Raw genomic sequence first — 22,838 nt, forward strand, 5'->3', positions numbered from 1 at the left:
TCGAAGCCGGGTCGAAGTTCAAGTATTTCCAAGGAAATTAGTGGTTCGTCTGGTGTTGAACTCAGTAGCACAGCTAGCAGTTCAACGCGGTTGGGGGTGCCCGTTTGCAGGGGCCGCCGAATTCCAGAACAAAGTTCATTGGAATTGCAGTGAGCCTGCCCCTCGGGTGATCCAGACTTGGGTGTCCATGCTGTGCTACAGAACCCGCTATAATGCCTAGAATAATTCGCTTGTCGACTCGATGCGAATGCAAATCCTCGACCATGAGAAAGTACCCCCGCCGCGATAGCGGCTTACTTGAACAATGCCATGTACACGGAGGACGGCATCGCGTTTTACAAATGGAAAATCATTAGCCGTCCACGATGACGGTCGCTGTTCCCCGAGCGACGAGGCGAATTCCATTCTGGACCAACTCAATCACAGTGGGTAGCGATGAACCGAGATTCAACCGAAGCTCTTGAACATCTACATGGAATGATTCGGCATTTGCACTACCACCCCGAAACATACGTTGTCTCAAGCGACCGAATCGGCACGCCTGAAACGCTCGATGCAGTTTGTTTTTACGTCTATCGATACTGGGCATTCATCCAACGTCGGGAGGACGAACTCAGTGAATCTCTCGTCGATGTCCGCGCAAAGAGAGAATGCGAGAAGCTAAGCTTCGCAGACAAGCATCGACAAGCATTCCCACGAGGCAATGACGAAGATTGCACAGCATTCGTCTTGGATTGCTGGCGTGAGGTCAGCGGCAAGCTTAGAATGGATCTTGAGCGTCCTTGGTTTGTCCGCCCGAAGCCAACTGAGGAGGACGGGGAACCATGAAATGCATGCGAGCGGCGGAGTCGTGTTTGTTTTAAAGTCACGTCGCTTGCCGCCGCCGCGTGATTTCTACCCTTCGCTGACTGAAACAAGCTCCACCGACTTGCTGACATAATCGACTGTCAACCGGCACTTTTCAAGCAACGCGGTTCCAAGCAGCGGGAACTGACCTTCGTTTGCGACTACCTGAACGGGAATCAGATCTCCAAACCAATCCAAATACGCGACGAATGTTTCAAGCGTCACGGTCGTCCCGTCGGCGAGAATCGCATCCGTCTCAACTAGGGTGTCGAGCCCAAGATCTGTGATCAACTTAGACGAAAACACAAAGTGCCCATCGAATGCTGTATCAACCCACGCATGAATGGAGGTTGGTTCGATCCTGAACCTTGCTCGAATATCTACCCGCAACAATGCTCGATTGTTCTCGTCCACGTTTCCATTCACCGAGTTGCTGCTCCGATATGTACGGCCGCTTCATACCCTACACGGATCACGAACGACTTCTTGTCTGGGTGGGCTGCCTTCGCTGCCATTGCCGCTTCGATGAACGTCGGTGCCACAAATGATTCACGCGAATCCGGTTCAATGGCGACAAAATCACCGTGATTCTTGGCCTCCAATAGTCTCCGAAAATCTGCCTCGTAAACCGCCTTTGCTTGCATTGCTACTGACATTTGACTCTCCATGGATGTGGTGACTCTATTTTACCTGATGTTGCCTACGGCAGCGATACTGGTACGCGTTGACTAACCTGATGCTCGATCCATCGCCGCGGATAGTTACGGATTGAACGCGAGTTCCGTTGTCGATGCATTTTGCGGTTCAATGTTGTGTGACGGAACCGCGTTAATCCCGCCGTTACCCGACTGAAAACCAACGATGATGAACACATCGCGCGAATCGGAGAACGCGAGCTACGCGATTTGGCCGTTAGAAACTTCCCCGCGCGGTTCCGGTTACGCGTAACGTTACCCCGCTGAATTTTGACGCACGTACGTTTGCCTGCCGATAAGGAACGCCTAGCTTTGACTCTAATCGAAGCTTGCAGCAACGAATAGCAAGGCCTGCTTGGCGGACCGCGGCGCCATTTTGGCACGGTTGATGTTCGTCAGTCGGAAGCTGGCCCAACAATAACTATCGACTGTGATAACGCGGTGGTGTTGGTTGGGCCTCACGCGACATTGTATGAACCGGCTTTAGTTGCAAACGTTGCACACGAATCAGTGCATCTACACCTGACTGATGGCGAATATGGCAACGCTAATGGATTGGAGGAGGGATTTGCCGTACACTTTGAGCTTTCCGCAGTCGAATCGCACTACGGGGCGAATGAACGCCAGCACCACGTCGACCAACTGTCAGATAATTACGCTCGCGCTTTGTCCGACTACGAGAAACTGCTTGCAATGTCGGACGCTCCTGCCAAGTGTGTACGAGACGCGTATGGTAAGCTCTCTGGAGTGAGCTCACGGGAATTGCGACGGCTCTTTCCGACCATTGGCTGGTGGATGTCCCATCGACTTGCCTGTCGGAAACGAATGCGTCCGGGGTGAGCATGCCATCCACCGAAGGACGGCATGCGGCGTTTACAAATGGAAACCACTTTGGCCGTCCTCGGTGATGGTGGCCGTTTTCGGACTGAAATCGCATGTCGCTACACCTTTGGATCTACTCGTTTGACTGGAATGCGTTTGAACGCCTGCCTGACACTGAGATCGCGGATCTTCTTTGCGCTGAAATTGGTTGTGAAAGAGATCGTGATTCCACGGCCTTCAATTCGCTGCCAGCGTCGTCGAACGAATTAAAAGCGAGACTCGTTTCGATGGCCCAATCGCCGGACTGGTACGCGAATATCGGCGACACGCGTCTGCTAGATGAATTGTTATGGTACGCATTGGGGACACGTGGGTTTCTTGGTTCGGCGATTCAGATGACCGCGACACAACCGCAAGGATTGTTGATTGAGACCGCCGATGTCGGGCGACCCTACAACCCGCATGAAGCGCCGACTGAGTCGTACTACATGGGGCAACGACGTTTCAAAACCCGTCAACCAACGGGATACATTCCATCAAACTACGATGCTCCAGAGTACAGCGTCCACAATCCCACGCAGGTAGCCCAGATCCGCACGGATATCTCCTTGTTTGAATTTCGGTCATACTCAGACGCCGAGGTTTCGCAGAACTTTGCTGACGATTTCCTCGGTCCGATTGAACATTGCGTGGCAAAACAACTTGCAATTCACTGTCGCTGGTCGTGATCATGGCGGGACCAGGCGGTGCAAGTACGGACAGGCAAGGTCTTAAAGACTAGCGGGTGTGAGGAGTTGGGAGTTGCTTGCTCGAGGGGAACACCTAGGCGCGTCGGCAAGTCCATTGAGGTGGTGACGTGGCATTATCACGAACGAGGGAAGGCGATTGTGCCCGCCGGCGCTGCCGGCGCAGGGCGAGATGTTGTACTCGCGTGTGTTAGGGAATAGCGGATACAAGACAGAATAATTTAAAAAGACGGATCGTGGAGTGCCTTATCTTCCTACCTCCATTTTCCTACCCCATCTCTTTTCGCCCACGCTCGATCCGCAAGTCGCGTTGCGTTCAATCCGGGCCGTATTGGGTGATTGAGCGGGGGCTTAGCTCGGCTAGTTAGCGTCGTGGTTCGCCGCTGAATGGTACACTTGATCTCGGCCTATCTGAATTCGTCTGTCCTTCTCTCTTCGTTAATTGGTGCGTGACCGGTTCGGCAAACAAGAGAAACACAGATGTTGAACGCAGGGCGGCTCCAGTCCACAGCGTCGCTAGTTTGCGAACAGCACAGATCAGTGTTGCTTGCTTGCTGCAACGCCCATCGCCACTCATCAACGATGATCCTTCGAAGGGCTCGCTTTGGTCATGCGATCTCTTCATATTTTTTAACCTGCAATTTTCTAACCATGCTTCGACAGCATCCGGCCGTGTGACGATGGCGGGACGCCGCCAATCGACTCCGGCGGTCGACTGTCAAAGATGGGACGCTGTTCGTTACAGATTCACGCCTTCGTGGATCGCGGCAGACAGAAAGACTGGAAAGTCTGTTGATGTCTGTCGATCCCATTTCATTTACAACGCAGTAGCGTGAATTGTGTCGAATCCGCGATTGAGATTCTCGTTGAGGGCACTGCTGTTCGTTGTGCTTGTCGTTGCCGTCGTACTCAGCTTCCCGGCCGCTAGTGTTTTTGCGATTTCGTTTTTCCCTGTTTCGGCCTATCTGGTACTTAGACGACGTCGTCGGCGTAACCATCCACCTCTCGCCCATATTGCTTTTGTCACCGTATTGCTAATTCCGCCCTATGCGCTCTCGCTCGGACCAACTCAGATGGTGATTGGATATTTGGATGCAGCCGGACACAAGCAGTCAATGAAGCGAGTTGTCAACTGGCGTGATTCTTTTTACACACCCGTCTACGAGATTAGCGATGACGGCGCATGGGACTACTTGTGGGGCCACTATACTTATCGTTGGTACCGTTGTGGCTATAGAATAGTTTCGTCTTCGGAACCTTTCACAGACACCGACAATAGCGACGAGCCATGACCTCTACCAAAGCACGACATCAGGCTTTTGCAAAAGGACACCAGATTAGCCGTGCTCGGTGATGTCCGCCGTATCCGACTAAAATCCTAAAAACGCACACGCCCCAACGAAGGAAACTGCGATGAAGCTTACATATGCGATCGCCGGTACTCTGCTTATCATCGTCGTAATGGCGTTCGACGTTCAATCCGACGAACCGTCAGATCGCCAAGCACAGATGCGAAGGGGGTATGTGTCTCAGCTTGAACGAGCACTTGTCGAAACGCTGTCTACAAACTACGAGCAACGGCTAACAGCGTTTCGAGAGGGGCGATCGGAACTTATTCGGTTAATTGACATCAATCGAGAACTGTACGATGCCCAATTACGTGATGCAGAACTGAACAACGCAGGCAGACGGATGCGGGGACAAATCGCTGAAAACTACCTTTCCCGCGCCAAGGCCATCGAATCCATTGCAAAGTCGAACCTGGACAACGGCACGGGAACGTCAATGGACCTACTTGATGCAAAGGGCTCACGATTACACGCTGAAATCGAATACGCAACGATTCGTTACAAATGAAGACGGATAAGCATTGAGTGCAACGGAGCAGGCGTAGTGGCCGCATCGGCAATGGAGAATCGTTCGCGCCCGCCAGCTGAACCCTGACGTTCTACCATGGAAGGAATTACACAGTCTACCGTGTTCTACGCGGTCGATGATTTGATCGCAACATTGAGGGGCCGATCCAGTGGTACGCGTTGGTTCTGTTAACGCTCGAAATCATTGGACGTCGCAGACGTTGTGAATCGGCAGTCGCGCTGTCGAGACTCTTTCTCCAGTATATTGCCGCCAAGACGACAATCGCGGTCGGATTGAACAGGAGGTCGCATCGTAAACGGAGTCGCTGGTCAATTCTCCTCTCTTCTCTCCGTTTCCTCCTGTTCGTTCATTTCTTTATGCGGCGAACAGCCCGTGCTTCAACGTACACGGGAAAATCTTACGCTGCTGATCGAACTTTGGTATCCTTTTGGTGTGCACTTGTACTAATGGTCGGGTCAACACCCGCACCAAAATAGCCAGAGCGAGGTGGTGCACCCGAGTCTTCGGAAATGCTTTGCCTGATGGTGGCTCGTCCGCTCGGGCCGAGTGACCTGCGACGTTCTGTTAATTTGAGAATCAAACGACATGGCACTACCGATCGACTTGTGGTTAATCCATCCCGACGCAACCATGTGCGATGCGTTCCGCGCACGGTTTGATGGCCTGCCCCGCGTCTCGGTGATCCAAAGCCGCTTCGAGGATTTGCCGCCACACGATTGCTTCGTTACCGCCGCAAACGCGTTTGGCATCATGAGTGCTGGTGTTGATGCCGCCGTTGTTCGCTTTCACGCTGATGACTTGATGCGTCGTGTCCAGAACCGAATCTTGGACGAATACCTCGGCGAGCAACCAATCGGAACATCGTTCATCGAACCCACTGGAACGCCAAACTATCCGTTCATCGCCCATTCACCCACGATGCGTGTTCGAGGATGCGTACCGTTCCCAACTGCCTAGACCTCGCGCTGAGATTTGCTTGATGCCAAAACTTCGCATCTTCGATTTGCTTGCCGCGACGTTAGTCGTCGGTGTTCATGTTGGTGTGACACTGCTCTTGGTTCGTTACGAGAGCCGATTTGATTTCCTCTTCGTATTAGGTTTTCCCATATTCCTTACAGCTCTGGTTCAATATCGGCTTAACTTATCGCGGATTTTCGCGACGCTAACCTGTTACCCGATCGCTATAATCTGGGCGTTTTGCTACGGCGCGACATATTCAATCTTGTGGAACAAACAGCGGACAACCAGAGAAATGAACGGAAGTGGCGGTGCCCTTGTTTTTCGACATGGATGAACAACTCCCATCAACCCGTGAATTCCGCTGTTCGCCGGCTGACGTGTATTGCTTCTTTCAACCCGCGTTATTCACACAATACGCCAATAATTGAGGCTCGACGTGAACCTGCAACTCATCGCTTGCAGTGGACCTGACGCTGGCGCGGCGATTTACGGCGCGGAACTATTCGCGACGATGGCTGCCTACGTTCACGGTGCGATGCTCTTCACCACCTTTGTGCTATTCCTTCGATCTTTCGTAGCACCATATGCATCTTTGTCGAACCTTGGCCTTATGACGCTCCACCCCGCGTGGACAATATCGGCTCGCGGCGGCGACTGCGGCTCTACGATGGTGATGGCCTCTTTGGTTTGGATATTGGTGGGCGTAGTGGTTTCTGGTCACGTGATTCGACACTATCGCGCGTTTCGTCGCACGCAACTCAACCCAACGCCTGACTAAATTGATCGCGGTGGATGGAGACTGGTATGATTTGGTCGACGTCGATCATGATGGACAACGCGACTTCGCTGCAAATGCGGCGAACCATGCAAGGCGCGTGCGTACGGTATCGAGTTTTTACAAATGGAAAATTAAACCGCCGTACTCGGTGATGGCGGATGTTGCCCGCACAAGATGCTTGAGTTTCGAATCAGCGGATGCAGACAATGCAAGGCCAAACGGTCGGCAAGTCAAATGGAACCGCAGATTCACACAGATGAACACGGATGCTTCGTGCGGTAATCTGTGTTCATCTGTGGTTGCCTGAGCGACCGGAAGTCGAAAGTTTCATCCAACTTGCGATGCCATTGCCGTGGATGCGGCCGAGCCTTAGTTCAAGCCGTTTTGATCTCTCGGACGCCGCGCGGTACACTTGGTCCATCGCTTGCCGACGTGATGATCGACGTTCGTTTGCAAACGATGTCGCGGAACCTTCGCGTGAGCGTTGCGGACTGGAAATGGTTTAAACTTGAAAGACGGATCGTTGAGTACCCTATCTTCCTACCTCCATTTTCCTTCCAAAAGTTTTGCCGGTAAGGCCGGAGAGCTGGGATGCAAGAACGAGCGGCATACGAAGCCAACCGCAGCATGTGCGCACCATGCGAGTGGGGTACATCAACATGAGTGAATCAAGCCACGAGTCACAGCGCGGGTTCGAGATCAGATCCTCAATCCCTGTCTTGCGAATGTTCGATGAAGCCAAGGCAAAAGCATTCTACTTGGACTATCTAGGCTTTGAGGTGGACTGGGAGTCTCGGTTTTCCCCAACGGCGCCATTGTATATGCAGATCCATCTGGGCGATGCCATCCTTCATCTCAACGGGCATGCCAAGGAGGACGCACCGATTTCGGAAGTCAATATTCCAGTCCTGGGATTGCAGAATTATTGTGACTATCTGATTGCTAAAGGAGCCGATTATCCGAAACCCGTTGTTGTGGATCCACGATATCAGGGACGGAATACGGACCTGAATATCTACGACCCTTTCGGCAACTATCTGGTATTCTGCTCACAGACGACCGAAGGATAAGAGTGAATGACAACCAAACGATGAACGGGACGACTCGGCCACGTCGGCTTTCAAATCAAAATCCATCACTGGTCCCCCGTTACCGGGATTCGTTATCCGATGTTGCTTGTCGCTCAATGACTCGATTTCGATTTACGCTACGAACAGCCTTGACGACGGTTTTTGTGTTTGGGGTCGTGTTTGCGTTTACGCATCTGTACATACGCAAACTCCAGCGGGTCGAAGCCGATATTGGATTGCTACGCAGAGATGGAGCGAACGTCGTCCGTGCTCCGTATTCTCAGGGATTGCTGCCGCGAGTTGTCTGTGACTTCGCGGGATATCCGGCCACTGTCCGGCAATACCACGATCTAAACAATGCCGACGAATTCATTGACGTCATCTCACGCAACCCAACGATCACAACGTTGACCGTCGATGGTACCTCTCTATCGGATTCACAAGTACAACGTCTACTCGAGTTGCCGTTAACAGCACTTAGCATTGATGAATGCCCGACGGGTGACACGCTTGTTGCTCGAGCTTCGCATACGCTTGAGCGACTTTCCTTCCATCGAACACGTCTTAACGATGCCAGCCTCACCGCCCTTGGGGATCTTCCAAACGTCCATTTTCTTGATTTAACACGTACACGAGTTTCCGATGCCTCGATTGACTACTTAGCCGGGCTCCCATCACTCAAGGCACTGACAATTCGTCGCTGTAAGATTTCAGAAAATGGAAAGCGAAAATTGGAAAATCTTCGGCCGGACGTGAAGATCAAGTGGGAACCATTGTTACAATAAGCACCAACTCGGAATTTGGATAACCAATCGGTGAACGGGAGGGCTCGGCACGGTCGGTCCTGAGGTAAAGCTCATTTCCTCGCCCCCTGTTACCTTGGGCTTTCTGCCTGCTTTGCGAATGAACAACCCCCAACTCACACAGCCCGAGGAGATGAAGACGCGGGCTTACGTTTATGGCGTCGAGAAGTTGAACGGTTACGACGCATGGGCACTCTTCCAAGCCTGCACGCTCGGCGACTTGCCGAAGGTGAAGTCGCTCCTCGCGAAAGACCAGCGACTAGTCAACGCTCAGTATTCGTATCAGTTTCCCATTCACAAAGCCGTGAGCGCGGGTCACACGGAAATCGTGAAGTTGCTGTTGGATCACGGCGCGGACCCGGGCCAATCTCGCTATACCTACGATTCGTGGGACAAGCTGCTGCTCTGCGCCGAAGAATGCGGGCATGGCCAAATCGAATTGCTGCTCCAGCATGCGATGCGAGAGCGGTTTAATTATTCACCGGATTTCGAGGCGTTGAAGCAAGCCATCATCGCTCGGAAACCTCGCTCAATCGGCGCGGTCTTGCGGGGCAAGAGAACGCTCGCGCGGGCCAGCGACGCGTTGGGAAATAATGCTCTGCATTGGAGCGTTATCACGCGGCAATTGGATTTGATTGCCCAGTTCGTCAAAATCGGAACGCCGATTGATGCGCCACGTGCCGACGGACAAACGCCGGTGCTTCTCGCCGTGAACGGCGCCAATGACTACTGGTATCGCGACACTCGCGGCCGCTCGCATCCTTCGCTGCGAAACACGTTTGTGCTCGTCGGCAGTCTGCTGGCGCATGGGGCGAGCTACAATATCTCCGTCGCCAGCGCCGTCGGCGATCTGGAACGCGTCGAGCAGCTCTTGAAAAAAGATTCCAACCTCGCTCGCTGCCTTGACTCGGCGCGCATCAGCCCGCTGTCTTATGCGGCGAGGGAAGGTCATCTGCACATCGTCCGCCTGTTGCTCGAACGCGGCGCTGATCCAAATATGCCCGAAGATGCCGCCGCAAACGGACGCCCGCTGTATGAAGCGTGCTGCGGAAATCATCTGGAGATTGCGGAGTTGTTGCTCGAACATGGCGCCAATCCGAACGGCGAAATGGATTCGTGTGAATGCTGCCTGACGATCGGACCCATTTACCACGGCGATAATGCGAAGCCATTGCAGCGACTCTTGCGACGGCACGGGGCTATTACGCCGTCGTACGCGAAAGGACGCAAATCATAAAATGATGTTCAGGCGGCGAACAGGTTCGTTCACAGGAGTGGCGATCTGGCTGATTTAAAATCAACGTCTTCCGTTTCTGCCCAGTGAATTCCAAAGGTTAGGAACAAGATGATGCTCAGTCGCAAATAGTGGCGAGACTTATTGCGTTCTTGCAGAGGGATATAAACAGACGGGCAGGCCAGAACCGCTTGCTGACTATCTTGCATACTGCGCGGCAAACGGAGCATTTCGTCGTAAACCTATCCCGGTACCTGATCGCGAATCGGCGGTTCTTGATATCTCATCGATCAAACATTCTCAGCGCTGGCTTGATGTAAAATGGAACGACGCGGGGAAGGGATTTTCGTATACAATTAGCGAGATAGGGACTTGGCGAAAAATCATCGCGCAAGCTGAATCTGTCCCAGTCCAAATTGACCAGAACCGAGCAGAACCATGACATGCACGCGAAGGACGGCTTGCAGCATTTGCTCAACAGGAAAGTCAACCGTCCGTGCCCGCTGACGGCAAAGCGTTCTGTTAATCATTGTATCCAAGCTCCAACTGACATTGTCGAAAGGAATTCTTATGAGACTTTCACCCTTGTTCTGCCTATCCGTTATTGGAGGATGCTCGGGATTCTTTGCGTCGCAGCTTGTGGCGAGTCAAGCACCATCCTCCTTTATCGCGATTACAGTCGATCGTTTAGGTGTACTTTATGGAACGCTCTTATTCGCGACTGGTCTGTACGCCATGCTTGTAACGTCCAAGGAGTTCCTGTCGAATACAATTGACGGTAGTGATTCGAGAGCACTATGGATCATTGGGCTGCCCGTGCTGGTTGGGATGGTTGGCGTTTTTCATGGCTACGTGGGCTTGGCAACCCATTACTCAAGCCTTCCCCAAGAAATCGCCATCCCTCACGCGACAGTATGGGCTACCGCGATGGTCGGCGCATTTTTTACGATGGCTTCCGCCACGATGCTGTTGATCGGAAGACGCATGCACCAGGCCCCCAGGCCCCTCGCTCGCTAATCATTCCAATCGTCGAACCTCGCAGACCCTACGATGAATCGAAGTTGCGGAGCCGGTCGACTTCGCAATGGACAATCGACTCCCGCGACTCGGTTTTCGCAAACCGTTACCTGACTGAAATCGATGACTGACATTCCTGCGTCAAACCCGTACGAGCCCAGTTCGGCACTTGGCGACTCGTGGGCTCCGACGTTGACCCGGATCCAGTCTGCCCTTCTTGTCCTGCTCGCACTCGCGTTAATACTGCGAGGCGGGTTGATGGCACTCTCCTGGGCGATCCAGCTGTCGTCTGGCTTGGATCTTTCGTCTTACTTCTACGCTGCAATCTTCACCAAGGACGCAATTTACTGCGGCTCAGCTTTGCTTGGCGGACTTTTACTCTTAGCCCGATACCGAATCGGTTGGTGGTCTGCTTTGGTTCACTGGTGCTGGTACATTGCTTGCGAGGTTGCGGTGGTCGCTGCCGCCGCAATGTTCGATTGGCGGATTCCCGTCCACTATGATGGGCCCGCTCTGTACCGCGTGATGGCCCTTTCCACGATGCTTGCTACTGCGGGATTAGCGATACTTTTTTGGCGGCCGATAACGCTGGTTTGTGATGGGCCGCTCGGTCGTCGGTGGTTTGCACTGTCTATCACATTGCTTTCGTCGGTGCTTGTCGCGTTCGGTGTAAACGGGTGGATGTCGCTGCGGTGACTCAATACGGCGGGTAACAAAAGTTTGGAGGCGGAGGCCTCGAATTGTCTTGTTCTGATGGCAGATCTCTCGCTTGGTCCGGGGCAACCCCGCCCTTATCCGTACGAAATGCTTGAGTTTCGAATTAGCGGAAACAATCAATGCGAGGTGAAGCGGTCGGCAAGTCAAATGGAACCGCAGATTCACACAGATAAACACGGATGCTTCGTGCGGTAATCTGTGTCTATCCGCGTTCAAGAAGAAAGAGGAATAAAGGGCGGCAGAACCCGATATTAGGTAAATCAAGTGGCAAAACCGAGATGATGGTAGCTGCGTTCCTTGCCTCCGTCCAGCGGATTGTCTCGGAGTGATGCGATTTGATTGCCAGACAGAAAAATTGATGCGACAGAAAAATTTGAAATACGAATCGTAGAGTGCCTTATCTTCCTACCTCCATTTTCCTACCAAACTTTTTACCGGGATGGCTGCAGAATTGGGATAGATGAACGGGCGGCTTCCAATGCGTCGGACTACGCCCCTTCTCGTCTCTCATTCAACATTGGCGTCGATCGCTGTCGCCGCTACCGCGGCCAGAGTGCATTGTTTATTCGCGTCCATTGGCGTGATTCGCGGGTGAATTTGCACATGCTGGATTGGCCACGAATCAGCCGAATTTTCTTGAATCTTAATATGTGTTCACGGCGTCTCATCACAATGCAGTCGGCGGTTCTGAGATTCTTGGGACAATGTTCAAATATGTTGAAACCCCCTAGAGAAATCGGTAGCACGCCGTGAACAAAATGCGTATCCTACGTCCGAGTAACACCGTTCTGCTCGCCCGCCGATCAGGCCGACCTAAATCAGCCACTACAACGTCAAACACCCCATCGCGGTGGACATCAATCGGTATCTGACTGAGGAATTGCGCTGCTATGAGTTGTGTTTCGATCGTTCGAATGTTCGGTAGTGTGGATTGAAGCACACAGAGGAAAAATCGTTAAAGGATTTGTGTGGTTTTGGGTTGTGATGCTTTTGGTTGTGATCCCAATTGCTATTCTTATTGAATCGCTATAGACGCCCTCAACATATTTCTATGGCGATGGACTGGCTCGGAGAAAACCCACGGCATGCACCGGACGTCACTCGTCACCTTTTTAACCAAGTTCGGCGTCTTACTTAGAGATGCTGACGCTCGGTGTAGAGATGGTGGACTGCTGACTTAGATTTGAACCGATCAACGCAAAGCATCGCTCAATCGGTGCTGTCAATAACATCAGTCAAAATTGTAAAAGATAATCAAAGCAGCTAGGTTGCAGCGGCAACCCTACTGATTTCAATGAACCGAGTTTGAATTCGTATGTCCATCGAAACAACCCACGATGATTTCGCGTCTTATTTCCAAAGTGACATGGATTGGAGCATCGCTCTTTGCGATGCGAAGATGGACAAAGTTCTGGCGAGCTTACCCAAACGGACCGCCGTGGTACCGTTTTATCGCGATCATCGTGGGTTTTGGACGGTTGCTTGCCCGCCATCGGGGATTGAGACCATAGCATTTTGTTTTGACGATCGGTCAGGAACGTATCTCGATAATTTCGGTACTTTCAATTTCAACCTGGGGCGGTTCTCCAAGATGAGTAAGATCCGCCTGATCGAAGTGGGTTATGCTGAAAGCATCGGCGTCATTGGTTATCGCGTGTTTGATAACGGGAAGGTGGTCGAGGCGTACCACGGCGGAGATTCAGAATTTTTCGATCCTCGTGCTGCGGACGGAAAAGAGCGGCAATGGGATGTCGCCTCCGATGGCTCCTCCTATTTATATCGCAGTCGGGGGGCGTCGACTCCACAGACGCAAAGCATGGATTTTGACGAACGAATCACCGCTCTCACCGATGATCTAGGATTGGTTATCCCGCCCCGTATATGGTTGGTTGACGATGAGAACGACGAGTCATCGACCATGCACCTGGATCCCTCCATTACCGCGACGGCTCACGTAGTCGAAGCCGTGTTAATCCAATGACGTCTTTTGGAATGGTTGATTTTTGGCTGGGTCTCGGTTAACCCTGTCGTTCGCCGCACAAAATGCTTGAGTTTCGATTCAGCGGATACAAAAAAATGCATGGCCAAGCGGTCGGCAAGTCAAATGGAACCGCAGATTCACACAGATGAACACGGATGCTTCGTGCGGTAATCTGTGTCTATCCGCGTTCATCTGTGGTTGCCTGAGCAACCGGGAGTCGAACTTTTTATCAAACCTGTGATGCTTTTGCTGTGTTTGCGACGAGCCGTACTTCAAACCGTTTTGATCTCTCGGACGCAGCGCGGTACATTTGGCCCATCGCACGCCAGTGTGATGGTCGGCGTCCCTTGGCAAACGATGTCGGGGAACCATCGCGTGAACGTTGCGGACTGGAAAAGGTTTGACGATGAGCGGGTGTGAAGTTGGGAGTTACTTGCTCGGGGGGAAACTTAGGCGCGTCGGCAAGTCCATTGGGGTGGTGACGTGGTGTTATCCTTGTCGAGGGAAGGCGATTGTGCCTGTTGACGCTCCCGGTACAGATTGATTCGTTGCGTTCGCATGTGCCAGGCAATAGCGGATGTAAGACAGAAAGATTGTTGCGACAGAAAGATTGTAAAGACGGAAAAGCGAGTGTCTTATTTTCCTACCTCCATTTTCCTACCAAACTCTTTGTCGGGGTGGGGCGGAGAACGCGATCAGACGGTGCTGGAATCCTTAATTAACGTCGCGGCGATCGCTGAAGCGTAACGTTGTTTGGCGGGAGCGCCCAAGCAGGCAAGGCGAACAGACAAGACAAATCATGATGTTCCACATTGAATGAATTTGATCTTGGGCGCAGTCGGTCGCTCCGGTTTACCTGCGACCGATGTTAAACGTCAGCCAGGGCACTACGTGTCGGTTTTGCGGAGCATCGTCCAACGTTTCATCGATCGCTCCCGAACCACCGGACATGCGGAGCTGTATACGGCGGCGCTCGCATGAGTTTCAAGTCTTCGCGTTGTCACGCCGACTCAATCCGTTGGATTGGTGGTAACACCGCAGTTGAGTTGTCCTCCGGTCAGTGGCTGCTTTCGAAGCAGTGTCAGCACAACTTGCCAGCGTTGCATGCTGACGCCTCAGCTAGTCGATAGAGTTTTTCGCATATTAACTCTGGCCAGTCGCTTTGTCCTTAGTGCAAAGCAAGACGATGCGGTTTTGAAAAGTTTTTTTAAAACTCAAGTGGAAAATAGTGTATAGACATCTGTTTTTCACGCGGACGATCCGTTCCAATTTCATGCAATCATATGAGAATCGTAACCGACAAACAATCTTTCCGTGTCCCAATGGCGATGGAAAGTTAAGCCCGATGGTTATGTTGAATGTCACAGTTACGTGTACATCCAACATGCGATTCTTACTCTTTCTTTCGGCGTCCCTTTTGCAGGAGCAGGCGATGACGGTAGCTAAATCAGTTGCAAAACGATCAAGAAATAGGCGAGCAGTCAAGCGGAATCGAGGTTGTTTGAGCAAACGACTGCGAATGGAAACACTTGAGCAACGCCGATTGCTTGCCGCCGACACGGGGCTCAGCGGACTGGTTTTTGACGATGTCAACCAAAACGGCAAGCAAGACTATGCCGAGGTATCGGTCGCCGATGCAACGATCTATTTGGACCTCAACGATAATGGTGTGCTCGACGACTCGGAGCCCTCAACGACAACCGACGCGTCCGGCCAGTATCAATTCGATGACTTGGAATCCGGCACTTACGTCGTACGTCAAGGACAGACACAGGGCGTTATTCAAACGGCACCGGACGTCCAGGAATCTTTTCTGTATGCATTTGATCGCACAACCAACCCTGACCAGATCCTGCGACTTGATCCCACAACCGGAAACGTCTTGTCGACAATCCCTTCCCCCGTCGACTTGAATGCCAATTTCATCGGAATGGCGTTTGACGGATCCTCGCTCTTCCTCGCGGATGCAAAGACCGACTCGCTCTATGAAGTTGATCCAAGCACAGGAAGTCTGATTGATTCGGATTATCTAAACAAAGATATTGACGGAGTCGCAGCGCTAAATGGAAAGGTTTACCTTTCTAACCCGTTCTCGAACAAAATATTCGAATTCGATCCAGTTACGGACACTTTTACGAATGAGTATTTCGTTTCCGATGGATCGACGACCTTCGATCTTGTTGGCGGTTTAGCAGCTTTTGAAAACCCCGATCAGTTAGTCGCGACAACGGGATCAGATCGAATCGTGTTTTTTGATCCCGCAACCGGTGTCGTGCAAGACAGCTTTTCTCACGAGGGGCAATCCGATATTGGTGCGGCAGTTGTCGGTCAACACCTCTATTTGACCTACGATGGTCCATACTATTTTGGAGCAGTCATCTTCGATCGTAGTGGAGGGTACGTCGACTCTTTCGTCATCAACAATGGTAACAACAACCTCACCGTGCGTGCACTCGCGGGCAAGCTAGTCGTCGAAACGTCACATCGTGTGCAACTCGTCGAAGGGGAAACGGCAACCAATCTTGATTTCGGACGCTTCGATACTCGAGGCGAACTCGCAGGCATCCAGTTCATCGACCGAGACGGCGATGGAGAATGGGATGCTGATGAGGTCGCTCAGGCTGGCGTTACTGTCTACCTGGACCTGAACGACAATGGCCAACATGATGATGGCGAGCCAACCCAGGTTACGGGTGATGGCGGTGGATATTTGTTCCAGGACCTATTGCCTGGAGACTACGTAATTCGCGAGATTGCGCCAGAACGTTTTGAGCAGACATCGCCAATCAGCGAAACAGGCGTACTGTTTGGAATTCGTCATGGGGTCAGCCCGGATGTGATCTATCGCGTGGACCCAAAAGACGGAGCAGTTATCAACGAATTGAGTCCCGATTACGATGTAACCACATACCGAGTGGGGTTGGCTTTTGATGGCAAGTCGTTGTTTGTTGTTGACGAAGTTGGCGATGCGGTGGTCGAAATCGATCCCGAGACGGGAATGGAACTTGATCGTGACTCGATTGGTTATGGCAACTACGACGGGATCGCGTCACTGAACGGTTTGCTTTACATCTCGGATTACGTTACGGATGATATCAAGATTTTTGATCCGGTCAGCGATACGGTGATCGGCACTCTCGACATTAATGGTGTCAATTCTGGGAAAAATATCGTCGGTGGACTTGGTGCAATCACGAACCCTGATGCGTTGGTAGCCACAACGGGTTCCAACGACGTGATCTTCATTGACCCCAATTCTGGCGTTATTGTTTCGAAATTCACTCACGGAGGTGAGACAGATCAAGGTGTCGCCGTGCTGGGAGACGAGATCTTGCTGTCGTACACGAGCAAGTTTACGGGCATTGTTGCGTTCGATCGTGGAGGGGCATTTAAGCGCTCATTCCTGACCAACTTTCCATATTATGGGTTGGCTGGCAAAGATGTCAGTGACTTGGCGCACCGTGTCTCACTTGGCGTCGCAGGCTCGATCGTGGGACTCGATTTTGGAAATCTGCCGTTAAACAAAATCCCGATCCCGGACGCAGGCGGACCGTATGCGATTGACGAAGGAAACGGCGTTTCTTTAGACGCCTCGGCATCGACCGATGGCGACGACGACGATTTGATCTATCGATGGGATCTCGATCTCGACGGTGAATTTGACGACGCAATCGGAGTGAGCCCAACCATTGATGCGCTGCAGCTTGCTGCCCTCGGCATTGCCGACGACGGAGACTACGCCATCTCAGTGTTGGTGGACGACGGCTTCGACACCAGCGTTTCGGGATCGATGATCACGATTCGAAATGTTGCGCCGAAGTTGACTGTCGAGCCGAACGTTGGTTTAGGCACTCAGTCTGAAAAAGCAACGGTTGCTGACTCACTGACGATTCGCGGTAGTTTCAGCGATAACGGAATCCTCGATACGCATACAGTCGTCATAGATTGGGGCGAAATCGACGACGCGGCAGCCAATGCCGATGACGACCGAACTGAATTCACGTTTGCAGCAGGCGATTCGAGTGTATTCGCGGGTAATCATCAGTACGCTACCGGGGGAATTTTTACGATCACTGTCATGGTAACGGACGATGACGGTGACGTTGCTATGAAATTGGCGTCTGAGCTATGGGTCAGTGGCGTACGTGTCGATCCAAACACACGCGAGTTGCAGATTATCGGTACAAGTGGCAAGGACAAAGTCAGTGCCCGCGTAACCGGAGGTAGTGATGGTGGGTCCGATGGTGGTCATGACAATCCCAGTGTCAAAGTGGTCGCGAAACTGAATTTCGGCGGATCTGACGGTGGTAGTGACGGAGGATCTGATGGCGGTGCTGACGTTTACAACTTCAATCCGGACAATATCCAAACCGTTCGAATTGTCCTTGACGACGGCGACGACCACGCTGATCTCGGAGGGTCCGATGGTGATGCATGGTATGAATCGTCAGTCATCGAAGGTAACGGCGGCAAAGATCGGCTGACCGGCGGAAGCGGAAACGACATCTTGATCGGCGGTGACGACGACGATCAACTTACGGGCGGCAATGGCTTCGACCTGTTGATCGGTGGGCTGGGCAAGGACAAATTGAAGGGTGGCGATGGCGATGATCTTCTTGTCGGCGGCTCCGTTGCGAATGAAAATGATATTGCTGCTCTAGATGCCGCATTGGCCAACTGGATCGGCGGTGATCTGGCGTCGACCCTTGTTGATTTGGGGGAGGTCACGGACGACCTCGATAAAGATGATCTGAAGGGTGAAGATGGGGCGGATCATTTGATCGATGGCCTCGGAGACAAGTTAAAGCCGTAAACTTCACGCCGCGAGCCTTTATCCGAAGCATTTCGGATTTTACCAAGTCCACGTTGCGCAGCAGATAGAACGCAACGTGGACTCGCAATTCGTATTGCGAATCGAGAGATAGAATCACTCGATTGGCTGCTCAAGAACAATCCGCGTGTCGAGATTTAGGTATCAATTGGCTATCCCTTCATTGTCTATCTTGGGTGTGCCCGTCGGGGCTCCACATCAACCTGCTCATCGGGAGTAGATCGGCCTTGAATCTCCGCGCGATATACTGCTAACCGAACATCGGGGACGGCGTGAATTACCCGGCACCGGCTGGACCTACCCAACCTACGGCATTGGCGTCGATGTCGTCCCTCAACGACGGGCAAGGTGGCATTGACTTTGATTTTGCAGCCGACGGATTCCGTTTGTTCGCTGATCCTGACTGGTGGCGTCTCGTTATCTTCATGCGGCGAATCATTCACGACAAATTCGTTGACTGTTTGGTTCACCCCGATATCATTGAAGACCCTGATCGGAATGAATCTATCGTAATCGGCTAACCCCAACTCTCGTGAAGGCGGATCTCCATCGAATGTGGCTGACCGGCGGAGTCAGGTTGGTTTGGCAATCGCAATGTCATTCGTCGCCGACGGCCAATTCGCTTTATTAGGCGAATGAAACTATCCAAAAAGCCCGAATCGAATTAGGCAGATCAACATGAAGCTCGTCCTGTTTACACTTTGCCTCATTGCAGTCGAGGCTTCAGCATACGCTCAGACCAGCTTGCTCACGGTCGCGGATTTCGAGACAAACGATCTCTCGCAACTTGGCACTCAGCAAGCGCAAGGCGACTCGTTGAGCGTTGTGACTTCACCGGTGCGGGCGGGGAAATATGCGGTCCGAACACTGCTTCGTGCCAGCGATCCCAAAGTTCATCGTGGTCAGCGGGCGGAATTCACCGATGACCGGAGACGGACGAAGATCGAAATGGAAAAGGATTACTGGTATGGTTTGAGTGTGTTCATCCCCGGCGACTTCGCCGCGCCCACCAAGACGGATGCGGTGATTTTTCAATGGCACACCCAGCAAGGTGGCCCAAGTCCCGTGCTTGCGATCCGCGTGCAAAGTGGCGAGTGGAAGATCACCAGCGATGCGACAGAAAAACGCCGCACTTTGGCAAAGCTTCCTTTCGAGAAGGGGCGATGGACAGACTGGGTGGTGCATGCGCGCTGGTCTGCAGAGGCCAAGGGGTTTTGGACGATCTGGAAGGACGGAATCGAAGTCGTGAATGAGTCTGGCATTATCACACAATATCCTGAAGCACTCGGACCGTATGCAAAGTTCGGCCAGTATCATAGCGTCGATGAGGTGCCACAGAATATCGTCTATTTCGATGAATACCGGGTGGCCGGTCCGAACGGCAGCTATGACGTGGTGGCTCCACCCGGCACCCGCGTGCCGCAAAATCCGTAGTGCTCTCCCTCCCAAAACCCGCCGCTGATTGGGTTTGCCTCTTTTGTCCCTTGCCGCTCATTATCGCCGCACCGAGGTGTTCTGCCATCCAGGCCAAGTGACCAATGGCCGAATCGACTAACTAAGCGATGCTCGTGCGGACTGGCAAGGTCTGATAGACGAGCGGGTGCGAAGGATTGCTTGGGTACCTGCTAGCGGTGGGAGCAGAGGGAGAGTTGGGAGTTGCTTGCTCGAGAGAAACACCGAGGCGCGTCCGCAAGTGCCAGAAGATAGCGTATGCAGGACAGAAAGATTGTTGCGACAGAACGATTTGAAAGACGGGGCGTTGGGTGCCTTATCTTCCTACCTCTATTTTCCTACCAACTTTTTTGCTGGTGTGGCCGGAGAATTGGGATATAGGAACGTGCCGTTTCTAATGCGTCGGGCTACGCCCCTTCTCGTCTCTCATTCAACATTGGCGTCGATCGCTATCGCCGCTTCCGCGGTTAGGTTGCATCGCTCATTCACGCCCATTAGCGTGATTCGCGTGCAAACGTTTAGGTGCGGTATTGCGCCACGAATCAAGCGAATTTCCACGAATCTCAATGCTCGTGGTGCGGACTTGATCGCGATTGGGGAGTGCGGCCTGATGCCAGGTGAGAAGTGTCGGCTTAAGAACCGGATGCGTTAACATCGCCCGCTGGCAATGCGGTTGGCGGTTCGGAGCAATTCGGTGATACATTGATCCGTGTTAAATTGAACAAGGATCAAATATTGTGACACCGCAAGGAAGAAAACCGTGGTAAACCGTGAATGCAAACCTTAATCTAATCTAAAGAGACCTCGGTCAACTCGCCCGAAGTACGCGAGCTGGCGTTTTTGAAGCGGTAAATCTCTCACGCGGCCCAGCTGAACACAAACGCTATCCGACTGAAAGCAAACCCTGTACTGCATCGTTCCGGTTTTCGAGGGATTGGCATGAACATATCCACAGAGCATTCGAACGACCCGATCGAAGTATCACACCAGCAGAGCCGCAACCAGTTGGAGTGGAATCGGCGGCATTACAAAGCTGCATTCCTGATGATGATTGCGATCATCGCGTGTGGCATCTTGTTCGTAGTCCCTCAGTATTTTCCATCCCGTTTCGCGGGGATCACGTTGGGCATCGGTCCCGCAACTTACATGACTGGCTATCTGTGTTTGTACCCAAACTCGTTGTGCAACCGCACTGGATCGCTGAATACTGCAATCTGTCTCATTGCCTTTTTGTGGCTTGTCGCAATAGGTTCCGTAGCGGCGTTTGTATCGGGCGTCATTGAGTAGCATCTCTACATTCGAGTTCGACCGTGGGGAACAAAACACGCAACGGCGGTCGTTATGCCGTGAATCCAAGAACCTGCGACGGGGCAGCGCGACAAACCACAACGAATCACCACTGTTTGGAGCAATTTGTCATGAATCGATTTACAGGCATTCTGGTAATGATCATGGTGGTCTGCGCGGTGCGACAGGCGAGCGGGGATGTGTCGATTGAAGACAGAGGGTCGTGGCCCAAAACGTGGCCAACGCAATTGGATTCGCTCAGGGAGAAATCTCGTACTTTGGAAGGTCCGCTCGCTGGCTACTTTTCCTATGAGATCCCTTTCACAAAGCGACAGGATTTCGAATCGTCTTGGTCTGCGTTGCTGAAAGTCAGGAGCCCTGAGTATCCCATCACTCTTGTTCGAACTTCCTATGGGGCAGTAAAAGCAGGTGTCGTCATCAATTCGTCCCCAATTCCCTCGCGGGATACTAATACCACGACTGTCATCGTGCTTGTCGTTGATGGGGACGTTGTCGATTTGAATCGAATAAAACTTCCCGGAAACACGCACATCCAAGATGAACGATTTAAAGACGACGGTATCAGGAAGCCGTGAGTGAGTTGGGAGTTGGGAATTGCTTGCTCGAGAGGAACACCGAGACGCTTTGGCAAGTCGTTTGATGTGGTGACTTGGTGTTATTTCGGCAGAGGGAAGGCGATTGTGCCGGCCGGTGCTCCCGGTGCAGATTGATACGTTGTGTTCGCAGGTGCCAGGAGATCGCGGATGCAAGACAGAAAGATTGTTGCGACAGAACGATTTGAAAGACGGTTCGTTGAGTGCCCTATCTTCCTACCTCCATTTTTCTACCAAGCTCTTTGCCGGTGTTGCTGGGATACAGGAACGTGCGGATTCTAATGCGTCGGGCTACGCCCCTTCTCGTCTCTCACTCAACATTGGCATCCATCGCTGCCGCTGCTAACGCCGCTAATATGGTAGCGACGTGTCCGAAACCCCAAGCTTCCGCGTTTTGAAGTTGCGCTATTTGCTGTCGCGGAGCGACAAATTTCGATAGCCTCGGACTTTAGTCCGAGGGCTTTTCACCAATAACAATCGAGTCCCAGCGGGACGTTTTGTGACTTGATCGTTCGCCACAGAACGTCGCTCCGCGACTTGGTGCCAGTTTCAGAACCGAAACCTTGGACTAAAGTCCAAGGCTATCCCAGAAAGTGCCTCCGGCACAAAAACAGCAACTTCTAAACTTCCGCGTGAGGCTACATGCTGCCGCCGCTCTCAAGGCTAGTTTGCATTGTTGGTTTACTGGATTTGCCGCGAATCAGACGAAATTCCAAGAATCTCAACATTCGTTAGCGACGCCTAGCAACAAGGCAAACGGCGGTTCTGATAACTATTTCGGCTCGACGTAGTTCTCGTAGCCTTCACCTTGCGATTGAGCTTGATACGCGTCAATCGTAGTTTGGTCGAGTCCGGTGGACACAGGGGCTGCTTCTTTCTCGCTACAACCAAGTGAGAACACGAGAAACAAACAACTCAACAACAATAGGGATCGCATCATTCAGATAGCCTTTCGAAACAAATATGATTTTTACTCGAGCCCAGGAAGACTCGAACCGTTTGAGTGACAACAAAACTTTTAAAATCGCGACTCACTTGGCAATGCGTTATCTGTGTGTCAACGATTGAGTCGCAAGGAAGGTAGAAGCTGGCCAAGTTTAACTCAGA

At 52.2% G+C, this 22,838-nt stretch carries 19 protein-coding genes; 16 read left to right on the plus strand and 3 right to left on the minus strand.

Annotation, left to right across the window (positions count from 1 at the left end):
* Positions 1-435 precede the first annotated feature (435 nt).
* Entirely contained in the window at positions 436-828 is a 393-nt protein-coding gene (locus SH528x_RS12115) for a hypothetical protein (protein ID WP_442510780.1), read from the plus strand.
* 66 nt (positions 829-894) lie between these two features.
* On the opposite strand, the gene SH528x_RS12120 is transcribed toward SH528x_RS12115, so the two are convergent.
* Together SH528x_RS12120 and SH528x_RS12125 are read right to left on the minus strand one after the other, a co-directional pair.
* The gene (locus SH528x_RS12120; RefSeq protein WP_442510781.1) at positions 895-1,152 is read right to left on the minus strand and encodes a hypothetical protein; all 258 of its coding nucleotides are present in this window, start codon (positions 1,150-1,152) and stop codon (positions 895-897) included.
* Positions 1,153-1,268: 116 nt separating this feature from the next.
* On the minus strand, positions 1,269-1,502 hold the full coding sequence (locus SH528x_RS12125; RefSeq protein WP_442510782.1) for a hypothetical protein: 234 nt from the start codon (positions 1,500-1,502) through the stop codon (positions 1,269-1,271).
* 974 nt (positions 1,503-2,476) lie between these two features.
* Here SH528x_RS12125 and SH528x_RS12130 point away from each other — a divergent pair.
* From SH528x_RS12130 to SH528x_RS12200, 15 genes are all read left to right on the plus strand, one after another.
* Entirely contained in the window at positions 2,477-3,091 is a 615-nt protein-coding gene (locus tag SH528x_RS12130; RefSeq protein ID WP_442510783.1) for a hypothetical protein, read from the plus strand.
* Positions 3,092-4,522: 1,431 nt separating this feature from the next.
* On the plus strand, positions 4,523-4,966 hold the full coding sequence (locus SH528x_RS12135) for a hypothetical protein (protein ID WP_442510784.1): 444 nt from the start codon (positions 4,523-4,525) through the stop codon (positions 4,964-4,966).
* A gap of 606 nt (positions 4,967-5,572) precedes the next feature.
* On the plus strand, positions 5,573-5,944 hold the full coding sequence (locus SH528x_RS12140; RefSeq protein ID WP_442510785.1) for a hypothetical protein: 372 nt from the start codon (positions 5,573-5,575) through the stop codon (positions 5,942-5,944).
* A 1,047-nt stretch (positions 5,945-6,991) separates the two neighbouring features.
* Positions 6,992-7,231 (plus strand): hypothetical protein, encoded by a 240-nt coding sequence (locus SH528x_RS12145; RefSeq protein WP_442510786.1) that lies wholly within the window; start codon positions 6,992-6,994, stop codon positions 7,229-7,231.
* Between the two features lie 153 nt (positions 7,232-7,384).
* Entirely contained in the window at positions 7,385-7,795 is a 411-nt protein-coding gene (locus tag SH528x_RS12150) for a glyoxalase superfamily protein (RefSeq protein WP_442510787.1), read from the plus strand.
* A gap of 149 nt (positions 7,796-7,944) precedes the next feature.
* On the plus strand, positions 7,945-8,580 hold the full coding sequence (locus SH528x_RS12155; protein ID WP_442510788.1) for a hypothetical protein: 636 nt from the start codon (positions 7,945-7,947) through the stop codon (positions 8,578-8,580).
* Between the two features lie 118 nt (positions 8,581-8,698).
* Entirely contained in the window at positions 8,699-9,835 is a 1,137-nt protein-coding gene (locus SH528x_RS12160; protein WP_442510789.1) for an ankyrin repeat domain-containing protein, read from the plus strand.
* Between the two features lie 567 nt (positions 9,836-10,402).
* On the plus strand, positions 10,403-10,849 hold the full coding sequence (locus SH528x_RS12165) for a hypothetical protein (protein ID WP_442510790.1): 447 nt from the start codon (positions 10,403-10,405) through the stop codon (positions 10,847-10,849).
* Between the two features lie 123 nt (positions 10,850-10,972).
* Complete coding sequence (locus SH528x_RS12170; protein WP_442510791.1) at positions 10,973-11,545, plus strand: hypothetical protein; 573 nt, start codon at positions 10,973-10,975, stop codon at positions 11,543-11,545.
* 1,336 nt (positions 11,546-12,881) lie between these two features.
* Positions 12,882-13,547: a hypothetical protein gene (locus tag SH528x_RS12175; RefSeq protein ID WP_442510792.1), complete on the plus strand. Its 666-nt coding sequence runs from the start codon at positions 12,882-12,884 to the stop codon at positions 13,545-13,547.
* A gap of 174 nt (positions 13,548-13,721) precedes the next feature.
* Positions 13,722-13,967 (plus strand): hypothetical protein, encoded by a 246-nt coding sequence (locus tag SH528x_RS12180; protein WP_442510793.1) that lies wholly within the window; start codon positions 13,722-13,724, stop codon positions 13,965-13,967.
* Positions 13,968-15,048: 1,081 nt separating this feature from the next.
* Complete coding sequence (locus SH528x_RS12185) at positions 15,049-18,360, plus strand: SdrD B-like domain-containing protein (RefSeq protein ID WP_442510794.1); 3,312 nt, start codon at positions 15,049-15,051, stop codon at positions 18,358-18,360.
* 341 nt (positions 18,361-18,701) lie between these two features.
* A complete protein-coding gene (locus SH528x_RS12190; RefSeq protein ID WP_442510795.1) occupies positions 18,702-18,899 on the plus strand; it encodes a hypothetical protein in 198 nt (65 codons plus the stop codon).
* Between the two features lie 157 nt (positions 18,900-19,056).
* Positions 19,057-19,812, plus strand: a complete 756-nt coding sequence (locus tag SH528x_RS12195) for a polysaccharide lyase (RefSeq protein WP_442510796.1) — start codon at positions 19,057-19,059, stop codon at positions 19,810-19,812.
* 957 nt (positions 19,813-20,769) lie between these two features.
* The gene (locus SH528x_RS12200; RefSeq protein ID WP_442510797.1) at positions 20,770-21,117 is read left to right on the plus strand and encodes a hypothetical protein; all 348 of its coding nucleotides are present in this window, start codon (positions 20,770-20,772) and stop codon (positions 21,115-21,117) included.
* A 1,386-nt stretch (positions 21,118-22,503) separates the two neighbouring features.
* Here the strand turns inward: SH528x_RS12200 and SH528x_RS12205 are convergent.
* On the minus strand, positions 22,504-22,671 hold the full coding sequence (locus tag SH528x_RS12205; RefSeq protein ID WP_442510798.1) for a hypothetical protein: 168 nt from the start codon (positions 22,669-22,671) through the stop codon (positions 22,504-22,506).
* Positions 22,672-22,838 lie beyond the last annotated feature (167 nt).

Origin of the sequence: Novipirellula methanifontis, assembly GCF_052161655.1 — a bacterium.
Lineage (GTDB): Bacteria > Planctomycetota > Planctomycetia > Pirellulales > Pirellulaceae > Novipirellula.